Source organism: Methylophilus sp. DW102, assembly GCF_037076555.1.
In the GTDB taxonomy this organism is placed as follows: domain Bacteria; phylum Pseudomonadota; class Gammaproteobacteria; order Burkholderiales; family Methylophilaceae; genus Methylophilus; species Methylophilus glucosoxydans.
On record NZ_AP029023.1, the window covers coordinates 1,940,602 to 1,953,622 of the forward strand.

The 13,021-nt window shown below is 52.8% G+C and carries 11 protein-coding genes; 4 read left to right on the plus strand and 7 right to left on the minus strand.

Going from position 1 to position 13,021, the window contains the following annotated elements; translation table 11 throughout:
* Nucleotides 1-22: 22 nt before the first annotated feature.
* The gene (locus AACH41_RS08990) at nucleotides 23-769 is read right to left on the minus strand and encodes a hypothetical protein (RefSeq protein WP_338654605.1); all 747 of its coding nucleotides are present in this window, start codon (nucleotides 767-769) and stop codon (nucleotides 23-25) included.
* A 354-nt stretch (nucleotides 770-1,123) separates the two neighbouring features.
* Between AACH41_RS08990 and acpA the strand changes: the two genes are divergently transcribed.
* From acpA to AACH41_RS09005, 3 genes are all read left to right on the plus strand, one after another.
* The gene (gene acpA, locus AACH41_RS08995) at nucleotides 1,124-3,214 is read left to right on the plus strand and encodes an acid phosphatase (protein WP_338654608.1); all 2,091 of its coding nucleotides are present in this window, start codon (nucleotides 1,124-1,126) and stop codon (nucleotides 3,212-3,214) included.
* Nucleotides 3,215-3,285: 71 nt separating this feature from the next.
* Complete coding sequence (locus AACH41_RS09000; protein WP_338654610.1) at nucleotides 3,286-3,906, plus strand: hypothetical protein; 621 nt, start codon at nucleotides 3,286-3,288, stop codon at nucleotides 3,904-3,906.
* 80 nt (nucleotides 3,907-3,986) lie between these two features.
* Nucleotides 3,987-5,234: a cytochrome c peroxidase gene (locus tag AACH41_RS09005; protein WP_338654611.1), complete on the plus strand. Its 1,248-nt coding sequence runs from the start codon at nucleotides 3,987-3,989 to the stop codon at nucleotides 5,232-5,234.
* A gap of 331 nt (nucleotides 5,235-5,565) precedes the next feature.
* Here the strand turns inward: AACH41_RS09005 and AACH41_RS09010 are convergent, their stop codons facing one another.
* The 6 genes from AACH41_RS09010 to AACH41_RS09035 form a co-directional block, all read right to left on the minus strand.
* On the minus strand, nucleotides 5,566-6,570 hold the full coding sequence (locus AACH41_RS09010; RefSeq protein ID WP_338654614.1) for a hypothetical protein: 1,005 nt from the start codon (nucleotides 6,568-6,570) through the stop codon (nucleotides 5,566-5,568).
* Nucleotides 6,571-6,610: 40 nt separating this feature from the next.
* On the minus strand, nucleotides 6,611-7,168 hold the full coding sequence (locus AACH41_RS09015; RefSeq protein ID WP_338654617.1) for a YigZ family protein: 558 nt from the start codon (nucleotides 7,166-7,168) through the stop codon (nucleotides 6,611-6,613).
* A 10-nt stretch (nucleotides 7,169-7,178) separates the two neighbouring features.
* Complete coding sequence (locus AACH41_RS09020; RefSeq protein WP_338654621.1) at nucleotides 7,179-8,822, minus strand: formate--tetrahydrofolate ligase; 1,644 nt, start codon at nucleotides 8,820-8,822, stop codon at nucleotides 7,179-7,181.
* Between the two features lie 24 nt (nucleotides 8,823-8,846).
* On the minus strand, nucleotides 8,847-10,334 hold the full coding sequence (locus AACH41_RS09025; protein WP_313988194.1) for a helicase HerA-like domain-containing protein: 1,488 nt from the start codon (nucleotides 10,332-10,334) through the stop codon (nucleotides 8,847-8,849).
* A 230-nt stretch (nucleotides 10,335-10,564) separates the two neighbouring features.
* A complete protein-coding gene (locus AACH41_RS09030; RefSeq protein WP_338654626.1) occupies nucleotides 10,565-11,107 on the minus strand; it encodes a DUF302 domain-containing protein in 543 nt (180 codons plus the stop codon).
* 71 nt (nucleotides 11,108-11,178) lie between these two features.
* Nucleotides 11,179-12,105 carry a CysB family HTH-type transcriptional regulator gene (locus AACH41_RS09035; RefSeq protein ID WP_338654627.1) on the minus strand — a complete coding sequence of 309 codons (927 nt, stop codon included), beginning with the start codon at nucleotides 12,103-12,105 and terminating at the stop codon, nucleotides 11,179-11,181.
* Between the two features lie 105 nt (nucleotides 12,106-12,210).
* On the opposite strand from AACH41_RS09035, the gene AACH41_RS09040 reads away from it, so the two are divergent.
* A complete protein-coding gene (locus AACH41_RS09040) occupies nucleotides 12,211-12,981 on the plus strand; it encodes a sulfite exporter TauE/SafE family protein (RefSeq protein ID WP_194748074.1) in 771 nt (256 codons plus the stop codon).
* Nucleotides 12,982-13,021: the final 40 nt, after the last annotated feature.

Below are 13,021 nucleotides of genomic sequence, written 5' to 3' on the forward strand. Positions count from 1 at the left end.
CCTCAAAGATATTCGTTATAAGTTATTGTGCGCGTCTACGCATGATGGCGGCAATCAAACCAAGCCCCACCAGCATCAAGGCATTGTTATCCGCTTCTGGGACTGCAGAAGCCGTTTGCAAGCTAATATTGTCTACGCCCAGTTGAAGAGAACCCTGGTTGGCGACACTGGCGAAGCGCAACATGAATTGGCCTCCGCCAGACAGGATGGAGGTCAGGTCAAACTGGTAGCTCAGGTAGTTGTTGGCAGCCAGCGTGCCATTGGCACCGCCCAGATACAGGCTCTGCAGGACATCGCCCTGGCTGGTAGAAAAAGGATCACTGCCCGCCTTTAAGATATCCACACGGACATGCTGGTTTGGATGATCGGTTGCGTCAACGGTGTAATCAAGGCCACCTGCATCGACAGCACTGCTGGCTGACTGATTGTTGACAAACATTTGGAAGGTCAAGGTCGCCTGGCTGACCGCCGACGTCGTAAAATTTTGATACAAGATGTTGCTGGCCAGGCCGTTATTATCAAGCAAACCGTAATGTGTGCCCTGATAAGCGCCAACGGTGGTGTTTCCGGTGACTTCAGTCGTGGTGCCCTGCTGTGCCAGTACGCTACCAAGGAGGCCAGCTTCAGCCACTTGCCAGTCGACGATGTCATAGGCGTCTACGCCCTGCACCTCGAAGCCACCATTTTGGATTAATTCAGCGGCGTGTGCTTGAGAGAGCAAAGTCGCTCCCATCACCCCCGCCATGAGCCAAGGTTTCAATGTCATCATTCATCCTCTCACAGATGGTTATATTATGTTTTTGTACACATTTAAGTGTTTGTCATGTCACAAGTCATTTGCTTGTGTTAGCTCATGCATTCTTGAAAACATCTGTGTCAGACAGGTTACGGAAACATGAAATTTATGTGACATGCCTGACTAGTTTTGAGCTGTTCAACACCCCATAAAACATTAAAAAATGTAAGTCAGTGTTGGGTTCACGCAACCTTCATAAAACCATCACGCCCACTAGTCATGATGAGCTACGTTTCAGGCGCAGGACCACTGAATGCCTGTTACACAGCCAGGTTACGATTTCCGGGCTCAAGAATTGTTCTTGTGCTCTTGATATGGGGATGATTTATGAATTTTTTTCGTTTGTTACCAATTTCTGCTGCAGTATGGATGGCCTTAAGCGGATCAGCTTTCGCCGCGGCCAGCGCCTCTGGTGTTGTGATCGGCTTGCATGGCGCCAAGCTTGCCAATACCTTGGTTTGCATTGACGCCAACCTGAATGCCCGCTGTGACAGCGGTGAAGTCAGCACACAGACCAATGCCAACGGCGAGTTTAATCTGGCAGGCCATGGTGCTCTGGTGGCGCAAGCAGGAAAGTCAGTGTACCGCGCAGCTGCCGAAAACACGACCGTTGTCAGCGCGTTGAGCACCGAAATCCTGGCGCTCATGGAAGGCAGCAATCTTGATTATATGACCGCACGCGATCGTCTGGCCGCCAGACTACACGTCAGCGGATCACAGCTCGAAGCTGACTTCACACAAACGAGCACTGGCGCCGACCTTGACAGCCTGATGACCGAAAACGATGAGCTGCAAAATCGCCTTGCCGAAGCGGTGCGCGAAGCTGGCAGCAAAGGCAATCTGAATAAAGCGCTGAGCAACCGTCTAAATCTGGACAAAATCGAGCATTTTGTCGTGATCTACCTCGAAAACCGCAGTTTTGACAACCTTTTTGGCAAATATCCAGGTGCCAACGGCCTGAATACACCACAGGCTAAAGCGATCAAACAGGTAGACCGCGACTACACCACCACCCTGACCACCTTACCACCGGCGTGGGGTGGCATGCTGGCCAATGGCCAGAAAAACACCGCTGGCCAGGCCATCACCCAGGCACAAACCACCGGGGTGTGGCCCAATGCGCCCTTCCAGGTCGATGCCACGAGTGACCAGTTTGGCTATGGCCTGGTGACTGGTAACAACATCACCCGCGATCTGTATCACCGCTTTTTTGAGAACGCCATGCAAATCAATGGCGGCCAGAATAATCTTTATGCGGCCTTTAGTGATGCCGGTGGTTTATCCATGGGTTATTTTGATGGTAGCAAAATGCAACTTTGGGGGCTGGCGAAAAAGTACACCCTGGCAGATAACTTTTACCAGGCCGCATACGGCGGTTCATTCTTGAACCACCAGTATCTGGTCTGCGCTTGCGCACCGGCAATTTCCGCTGATACCGTCGCCAATAACAAAGCTTCTCTCAACGTCTTGACTACCCCAGTCAACGGCGTGCCACAATTGGCCCGCAACAGCTCCATGAGCGCCTCTGCGATTGGCACCAACGCGACAAACACCTCATTCAAGAGCGGCAATATTGCCCCATTGGACTACTTTGGTGCGGGTGACGGCTATCGCGCCGTGAACACCATGCAGCCACCGTTCCAACCCAGTGGCAATGCGCCGGTGACCAGTGCCTCAGGTAACCAGTTGCTGTACGCCAACCCATCAGCTTCGACCACCTTGCCAGCACAAACCATCACCACCATTGCAGACCTGCTGGATAGCAAGCAAATCAGCTGGAAATGGTACTCAGGCGGCTGGAGCGACGCGGTCAATGATCGCAGCAATGTCTACAAGTCAAACAGCTTTGGCGTGGCAGATGCGACCCATGGCGACTTTCAGGCCCATCACCAGCCATTTAACTACTATGCAAATTTTGACCCAGTGGCCCATGGCACCTACCGTAACAGCCACCTGCAAGACCGTGCAGATTTGTTGAATGACATTACACAAGGCACCTTGCCAGCCGTGTCGTTCTATAAACCGATTGGCAACCTGAACCAGCACCCAGGCTATACCAACGTCACCAATGCGGATGATGAAGTGATGACCATCATCAGCCAGTTGCAAAACAGCCCGCAATGGAACAACACTCTGGTATTGATTACCTATGATGAATTTGGCGGCCAGTTTGACCATGCCGTGCCTCCTAAAGGCGATTTGATCGGGCCAGGCACACGCATTCCGGCCTTGATCATTTCACCTTTTGCCAAAAAAGGCACCGTCGATCATACCCAGTATGACACCGGTTCTGCCTTGCGTTTTATCACACACCGCTACTCACTGCCGCAATTGGACGGCCTGAAAAAGCGTGATGAAACCTTGCAAAGCAATGGTGCCAACATCATGGGCGACCTGACCAACGCCCTGGCATTCTAATCATTACAACATACGGCGCAGTTGGGTATCCCCAATTGCGCTGACTGAATCTTAACTTCTGGAGAAGAATCATGATCAAATCTTTGGGCTTTGCCACCCTGCTGGCCTTCACCTTCGCATCCAACAGCAGTGTTGCGGCCACCCCTACCATCGTGTTTTCAAGTGCTGACTATGTGAGCGAATCTGCCGCTTTCGGTAGTTACATCATCGATAACACGGATTATCTGGGTGTACGCCTTACCTTGAGCAGCAGCATGGATATTTCCTACATTGGCGGTAACTTCAGCCAATTCTCCGATGGCAATATCTTTGGGGCGATCGTCAAAGCCGGTGACTGGAATAGTAGCACCCTTGCTGCCAACAGCCTGGCACATACCGTCTTTGCAGCGACCGGTGGCGATCAACTCGCTTCACTGGGCAGCACCGTTCATCTGGCCGCAGGCAGCTATGACATCATCTTTGGTTCCGGTCAATTTGGCGCGACCGGCTACAGCGCTCTGGTTGACACGCAAGATGCTGCCAGCACCAGCAATATGTTCCAAAGTACCGACGCAGGCGTGACCATCAGCGCGCTGTCCGGCACGGCTGTACGCGTAACCGCCGCCGCAGTGCCAGAAGCCAGCAACACTGCGATGATGCTGGCCGGCCTGGGCTTGACTGGCCTGATGCTGCGCAGACGCCAGTCCAAATAATCACATTTTGTGCCCAACAAAGCGGATGAGCAGCCTGTTTATCCGCTTTTTTACTCACCTCATTCACAACCATGCTCAACTTGAAAACATTATTGCTGACCGTGCTTTGCTTCTCTTCTTTGCAATTGTCAGCTCAGGAAGATGAAGCCTTAGTCCCGCCGCTGGTACAAGAACCCCAGGCGGCCAGTACGCTGTCACCCGCCTCACGCACCCAGGCATTGACGGCGCTGGGCAAACGTCTGTTTCATGATCCGCAACTATCGGCTTCGGGCAAATTATCCTGCGCCAGCTGCCATCAGGCCCAGCACGCGTTTACGCCAGGCAACCCGCAGCCGGTTCAAAAGGGCGGTGACCATATACAGTTAATGGGGACGCGGGCAGTGCCTACCCTGATGTACTTGCAATCGACCCCGCCTTTCACAGAACACTACACGGAAGATGAAGGCTTACAGCCTGGCCTGGATAATGGTCCGGCAGGCGGTTTTACCTGGGATGGCCGCGTCAATACACTGGCCGAGCAAGCAAAAATCCCTTTGTTTTCGAGCAATGAAATGGCCTCGACACCGAGCCTGCTGACCAAAAGAATACGCAAGGCTTATCCCCAGGCGTTCAGCCAGTTGTTTGGCACGGCCAGCTTGCAATCCGACGCCGCCATCACGGATGCGGTTTTATTGGCACTGCAAACCTACCAGCAAGACGCGACAGAATTTGCGCCCTATTCCAGCAAGTTTGATCACGTCATGCAAGGCCAGGCCCGCTTTACCCCATTGGAAGAAAAAGGCCTACGCTTATTTATGGATCCCAACAAAGGCAACTGTACCAGTTGTCACCAGGCAGCAGTCGTCCATGGTGCCCTGCCGCAATTTACCGATCATGGCTATGCTGCGCTGGGTCTGCCACGCAATCCACACATCGCGCAAAATCATGACCGGCACTATTACGACCTCGGCTTGTGCGGCCCGGCCAGACAGGATTTGAATGCAGAGTACTGTGGCTTGTTTAAGGTGCCGACGCTGCGCAATGTGGCGCGCAAAAAAAGCTTTTTCCATAATGGCGTGGTACACACCCTCAGAGATGCCGTGCGCTTTTATGCCGAACGCGATACCGCGCCAGAAAAATGGTATCCGCATGACCGTACCGGCAAGCGCCTCAAATTCAATGACCTGCCAGAAAAGTATCAAGACAATATCGAGATGAAAGCCCCATTTGGCCAGCAGCCTGGTGACCCCGCTCCGCTGGATGCAAAGGAGATCGACGCGATTGTGGCCTTTTTAAAAACGCTCAACGATGAAGCGCGCACTGGCAGCCGCCTGGCCAGAGCACCATAATCGCAGCGCGCTATCCCCAAAAAGAAAAAGCCCCGACGGGTCGGGGCCAAAGAGACTTTAAACTTGAAAAACACGCCACAATTACACAAAAGCATCCAAAATGCTGACAATGAGCAGGATGAGCAATCCAAACCATAATACTTTTAGATTAAACCCTGTCATTTCTTGTGTCCTTGCGATGTGTGTAGAATACTTGCCTGACTAAGCCGCCACAATGGCCCGTTCGGGTCATCTGTTTCAACCTCCGACCACGCCAGGCCAGACTGGCAAATGTGAGCATGACCGCCATGGCTGATTAATGTTTTTACCGAATATCCAGACATTGCAGTCCTTAAACCCACTCCCGTGCCCGACACTCGCTTTTAAGGTAGGCATAGTAAACCGGCGCAGCGACGATGCCCGGCAGCCCAAAGGTGGCCTCCATCAGTAACATGGCGACCAGCAACTCCCAGGCGTGCGCGCGGATTTGCCCGCCAACAATACGCGCGTTTAAAAAGTATTCCAGCTTGTGAATGACGATGAGAAAAGCCAGCGAGCCCATGGCGATCACAAAGGAATGACTGGTACTGACTATGACAATCACGGTATTGGACATCAGGTTGCCCACCACAGGCAGCAAGCCAACCAAAAAGGTAATCGCAATCATGGTCTTGGTGAATGGCAGATGTACACCGCACAACGGCAAAATCACGATCAGGTAAATCGCGGTCAGGCTGGCGTTGACCGCGGAAATTTTCACCTGCGCAAACACGATATTTTTAAACGCCAGCGCAAACAGCGTGATGCGATTGAGCAGGCTTTGCGCAAGCGGTTTATGGTTACCGTGTGTTTGCACATCATGCAAGGCGACCATGGCACCGATCACCATGCCGATCAGAATATGCGCCAGATGATGCCCGGCCTCCTTGCCCAGCAATTGCCAATCTGCCGAATGTGAACGTAACCACTCAATCACGGTTTGCTGCAAGGTAATCGCATCATCCGGCAAACGCTCGTTGAGCCAGGGCGGCAACACTTTGCGCGAGTCTTCAATGATTTTAGCCAGTTGATCAAACAACATGGCCAGGCCACCGCTGTCACTGCGGATCAGCGTTACAATCCCCATGCCCAAGGCAACCAGCAGGCCGATCACCAGCGTGGCAATCAGCATGACTGCCAGCCATTTGGCATATTTACCCGGCAATTTGCGTGCAATCAGCGGCGAAATGACATGTATCAGCTCAAACACCAGCATGCCGACCAGTAACGCGGGCAATAATTGCACCTGCAATACCAGCCACATTAACCCTAGCATGAGCAAACAGGTGGCAGTATCCAGTCGTTGGGTTTGGTTCACGTCGAACTCCGGTTCCTCAGTTGTTCAGTCTATTGCGCGACTAAAACTTGGCGCGTATTTGCTGGGCGGCATCCATGGGCAGCTTGAGCAGAAAATGCACAGCCTCATCAAACTGCTTGTCCAGAATTTCGCCCTGGCACTTTTGTACTTCGCGGGTCAGTTCATCTACCCGTTTATAACTGGTTGAGATCTTCAGTTGCACCATCTCGACGAAAGGCATGCTTCCGGCTTGATCCATGGCCTGTTTGGCCGTGCCACCATACGCGCGCACTAAGCCGCCAGTGCCTAAATTGATGCCACCATAATAGCGCACCACCGCCACACAGCAATTGACATAATTCTGCCCATCCAGCATTTGCATGATGGGTTTACCGGCCGTGCCTGCCGGCTCACCGGCATCTGAAAAACGCGCGACCATGCCCTCAGGAGTTTTCATGCGAAATGCATACGCCAAGTGGCCGGCAGTTTGATGTTCGCTGGCAAACTGCCGTAAAAACAGGGCCAGTTCGCGCTCGTTTTCACAGCGCTTGGCCCGTGCGATAAAGCGGGATTTATTAATGGTTTGATCGGCTTGACCGAGTTGGCTAAACGTTTGCATGACACAGACTTCAGAATAACCCCTGTATTCTACCATCTGCATCGACGCTAATCCGGCTGCTGGCGGGCTGTTTGGGCAAGCCGGGCATGGTCATCACGTCTCCACAGATAGCGACGACAAAGCCTGCACCACGCGACAAACGCAGCTCTCGCACATGCAATACATGATCCGCGGGCACATTGCGCAACTTGGGGTCACACGAGAACGAATACTGCGTTTTGGCGACACACACCGGCAGGCCCTGGCTGACTTCTGCCAGACGGGCAAGTTGCTGTTGTGCCAGCACACTAAAGGTCACCCCGCTGGCGCCATAGAGTTTTTGCGCAATAGTGTCTAGCTTTTCAGTCAGGGACAAATCGTCTGCATACAATAACGAAGGCGTCGATGCTTGTTGGGCCTGGTCAGCCACCGCGTGCGCCAGCGCAATCGCCCCGGCGCCGCCCTGTGCCCAGTGATGGCAGACATGCAGACTGGCGCCCAAGGCTTGCACGGCTGCCTGTACTAACGCGATTTCGGCCTCGGTATCCGCGGTAAAATGATTCAGCGCCACCACCACCGGCAAATTGAAATGCTGGCGTAAATTCGTCACATGCTTGCGAAGGTTGGCCACGCCTACCTGTAGAGCGGCAAGGTTTTCGCGGTTCAAGTCCGCCACATCCACCCCCCCGTGATATTTCAAGGCGCGCACCGTGGCAACGATCACCGCCACATCCGGCCGCAGGCCAGACTGGCGGCATTTGATATCCATGAATTTTTCTGCACCGAGGTCGGCACCGAAGCCAGCTTCAGTCACCACATAATCCGCCAGACGCAAGGCGGTTTGTGTCGCTACCAGAGAGTTGCAGCCATGAGCAATATTGGCAAACGGCCCCCCATGTACCAGCGCCGGCGACCCTTCCAGGGTCTGTACCAGATTGGGTTGAAAAGCATCTTTAAGCAAGGCGGCCATGGCGCCTTCAGCCTGCAAGTCACTCGCCAGAATCGGGCTGCCTGCTGTACTCAAGCCGACCTGAATCCTTCCCAGTCTAGACGTCAAATCGGCCAGATCGGTCGCCAGGCAAAAAATGGCCATCACCTCACTGGCGACGGTGATATCAAAGCCGGTATGGGTATTATTTTCCAGCGTGAGCCGTCTTAAGGCGCGATCATTCATATCTATACAGCGGCGCCAGCTGACGGTGTCAAACTGCAGCGCATTGCCCTGATATATATGGTTATCTACAAGGGCAGCCAGCAAATTATTGGCGGCACTGATGGCATGAAAATCACCGGTAAAATGCAGGTTGATATTTTCCATCGGCACCACCTGCGCATAGCCGCCGCCGGTCGCCCCGCCTTTCATCCCAAACACCGGACCCAGAGAGGGTTCACGCAAACAGGCCATTGCCTGATACCCCGCCTGATTCAAGGCATCGGTCAATCCTATCGTGGTCGTGGTTTTGCCTTCGCCTGCCGGGGTCGGATTGATCGCCGTGACCAGGATCAATTTGGCTTTGGCAGGTTGCGCCTGCAAGCGGTTGACGGTGGCCTGCGTCAGTTTGGCCATATGCTGACCATAGGCATGCACATCGTCCGCCACCAGCCCAAGTTTGCTGGCTATGTTAACGATGGGCGTTAGCGTGGCGGCCTGGGCGATCGCGATATCACTGAGCATGTCTCTTCCTGACTGACTTCACGGTTAACGCTTGCTTTTGCCATTCCCCATGATGGAGCCTAGCACGCCACGGATAATCGCCCGCCCCAGTTGTGAGCCGATGGCGCGCGCGGCTGATTTGGCCGCAGACTCCAGCACCGAGTCTGAGCGGCTGGTTTTACCGCCTAGAATGCCGCCCAAATCAAAGCCTGAACTTTCTTCCTGTTGTTGTGCCTGCGTCGCAGCACTGGCCTGCTCCGCCCGCTGCTTGAGAATCTCATACGCAGATTCACGATCCACCAGCTTGTCGTATACGCCCACAACTAGAGACTGCGCCATCACCTGCTTGCGCTCCACATCGGTCGCCGGTCCGATCCGGCTCTCGGGTGGACAGACAAACACGCGCTCAACCGGCGTCGGCGCGCCTTTTTCATCCAAAAATGACACCAGCGCCTCGCCCACGCCTAACTCGGTAATCGCTGTGGCAACATCCAGCTTGGGATTGGCACGAAAGGTTTGAGCCGCCACTTGTACCGCTTTCTGGTCGCGCGGGGTAAACGCGCGCAAGGCATGCTGCACCCGATTACCCAATTGACCCAACACCACATCCGGAATATCCAGCGGGTTTTGCGACACAAAGTAGACGCCCACGCCTTTGGAGCGCACCAGGCGCACTACCTGCTCGATTTTTTGCATCAGAATGGTCGGCGCATCATTAAACAGCAAATGGGCCTCATCAAAGAAAAACACCAGTTTTGGCTTATCCAGGTCACCGACTTCAGGCAGTTTTTCAAACAACTCGGAGAGCAACCACAGCAAAAGCGTCGCATACACACGCGGCGAATTCAGCAGCTTGTCCGCAGCCAGAATATTGATAAATCCCAATCCTTTGCCATCGGTTTGCATCATGTCTTCGAGATTCAAGGCCGGCTCACCAAACAGCACATCGCCACCTTCTGTCTCCAGTTGCAACAAGGCTCGCTGAATGGCACCAACACTGGCGGTAGAAATATTGCCGTACTGGGTCTGATAGGTGGCGGCATTTTCGGCACAATGTTGCGCCATGGCGCGCAAATCCTTTAAATCCAGCAGTAGCATGCCATTGTCATCGGCGATTTTGAAAATCGCATTCAAGACACCGCCCTGCACCTCATTAAGGTTCAGCATGCGTGCCAGCAGCAACGGCCCCATCTCACTCAAGGTGGTGCGCACCGGATGGCCTTTTTCACCAAACATATCCCAGAACATGACTGGATAGGCTTTATTCGCATAGCCAGTCAGCGCCAGCTGCTGCACACGCGCCTCGACCTTGGCGTTGCCACCGCCAACCTGACTCATGCCAGACAAATCGCCCTTCACATCAGCCATAAATACCGGCACACCAATACGCGAAAACTGCTCCGCCAGGCTTTGTAAAGTGACCGTTTTACCTGTCCCGGTAGCCCCGGCGATCAGGCCATGACGGTTGGCCATTTTGGGCAGCATCACACTTTCGATGTCATTATTTTTTGCGATGAGCATAGGTTGAACCATGGAATGCACTCTTAACAATTAAAGTTAAGTTGAGTATAGGGGATGGCTCTAAAAAGGGGAAGATTGTTGTTTTGCCTTACATGAGAAATCGTTTAAAAAACTTTTAACCACAGAAACACCGAGAAAAGCGATGAGTGTGCACCACAGTAAATCAGAACATAGCGGATTGATGTTGTTCCCTCTGTGGCCTCTGTGTTCTCTGTGGTTAAATATGTTTTTATTAAGAACTATCAAAAATCCCCACGTCGGGCTTTTTCCATCAACTCAATCAAGGCATTTTCAAGCTGTTGTGCCGAGGCTTGCGCCCTGGCGGTGGGATGCTTGATATTTTTCAAGTCATGCGTGGGTCTGTCCAGCCCCAGATAAAGTTGCCGCTTGCCGTGCACATCCGGCTTTTCATAAATGGCCAGGCGGCAAGGCGCAAACACCAGAAATTCGGGGTGATCGAGGATAATTTCGGTGCCCATGCTCAGGTTACAAAAGGTGCGGACTTCTTTGATGCCTTGCGGATCCTGGCCGCGCTGTTTCATATGGTCACCAATCGGGAAGTTGGCAGGGTTTACAAAATTCATGCCCTCAGAGAGCGATTTAAGGCTATCCACCAGATCCTGGTAGCTCACGCCAGGCTGCACCGGCACTTCATAAATGGCGTTATCGAGATCCACGTCTGGCATGCCATGACCAATGACACGGACATGCGCCGGCGCGGCCCAAACTGAGCAATGGATAAAAAAACAGAGGCAACACCATCCCTTGAGGTGACTAAAACGCATGAAAGACCTCTCTATCTGTGAAGACTATGCAGCATTACAGCATGCCGCTACGCAGACCAATGTGACGCGCATCACAAGTCCTGATGCAAGGCCCGTTGCACACTGCGCTTGTCATATTGCGGTGACAGCATGGTAATAAAGTTAAGCATGTAATCACGCAAAAAAGCATCCCTGCGCACACCCAGATAAGTTGTACTGTCAGGAAATAGATGGCTGCAGTCCAGGCTTTTTAGCGGTGCATCGCGGGTTTCCTCATAAGCCATATTGGCAATCAACCCAATACCCAGCCCCAGATTGACATAGGTTTTGATCACGTCGGCATCAATCGCCGTAAACACCACATTGGGCTGCAGACCGGCATCGTGAAAAACTTTAGACACCAGTGTGCCGCCAGTAAAGGCAAAGTCATAGGTGATCAGCGGATAGTTGACCAGATCTTTCAGGCTGATGGTTTTCTTTTCCAGCAAGGGATGTTGCGACGGCACGACCAGGCACCGGTTCCAGCTGTAGCATGGCAAGCACGACAAACGGTCATCCTTGCTGATGTTCTCGGTCGCAATGCCGATATCGGCTTCTCCGGCAGCAACCTGTTCGGTGACTTGCGACGGGTTGCCCTGATGAATCGTCAATTTCACATTGGGATACTGCGCCATGAACTGCTTGACTGCAGCAGGCAGGCGATAACGCGCTTGCGTATGGGTAGTGGCAATGGTCAGTTCACCACTGTCTTCGCGGCTGTATTCGTCGCCCACCCGTTTGATATTCTGCATGTCCAGCATGACACGTGCGGCCAGCTCGACAATTTTACGGCCAGGCTCAGTCACGCCGATGAGGCGTTTGCCATTACGCTGAAAAATCTGCAACCCCAACTCTTCCTCTAACAGCTGAATTTGCTTGCTGACCCCAGGTTGGGAGGTATGCAATACCTCAGAGGCAGCAGAAATATTCAAATGCTGCCGCACCACCTCATGCACATACCGTAACTGGTGAAACTTCATAGATCACCCTTTATAACCAAAAGCTATATCATAGAAGAATTTATTATTAAATCAACACTTAAAAACTTGTTATGATGCCGCGCTTAACTTTTCAAGATACTCCTCATGGAATTCGGATACATATTGGCAGGCTTTGTCGTGGGCTTTTTGGTTGGTCTGACGGGCGTTGGCGGCGGCTCATTAATGACGCCGATTCTGTTGCTTATTTATAACATCAAGCCCGCCGTCGCCGTAGGGACAGACCTGCTCTATGCCTCGATCACAAAATCTGTGGGGATTTTTGCGCATGGCAAACTGGGAAATATTGACTGGCGTATCGTCAAACGCTTGGCCATGGGTAGCGTTCCAGCGTCTCTGTTAACCCTGTGGGCCTTGCACAGCATGGATTTACAGTCAGGCGAAGTGGTATCCACAATCAAATTCTGGTTAGGCATTGCCTTGATGGTAACCTCAGCGGCCGTGCTGTTACGTAACAAATTAATCGCCTTAGTCTCCAAAGACGAATGGATTCCAGCCCATTACGTACCTCCGGCCACCGTATTACTCGGGGTGGTACTGGGCGCACTGGTCACGCTGACCTCGGTCGGTGCGGGCGCGCTTGGGGTAACAGCGCTGATTCTGTTATATCCCAAGGAGAAAATCACCACGATTGTCGGCAGTGATATTGCGCATGCCGTCCCGCTAACGCTGGTGGCTGGTCTAGGCCATGCCTCCCTGGGCACCATAGACTACCAGTTACTCGGCACCTTGCTGATCGGTTCCATACCGGGCATTTACCTGGGTAGCCATATGAGCTCACGTGTTGCAGAACACTGGGTACGTATTGCCTTGGCTATGATATTGATTTATGTAGGCTTTAAGCTAGTTTTCCATTAAAATATTGCCTCTTCGCTTTTTGCGAACAAAGTGACTCAAG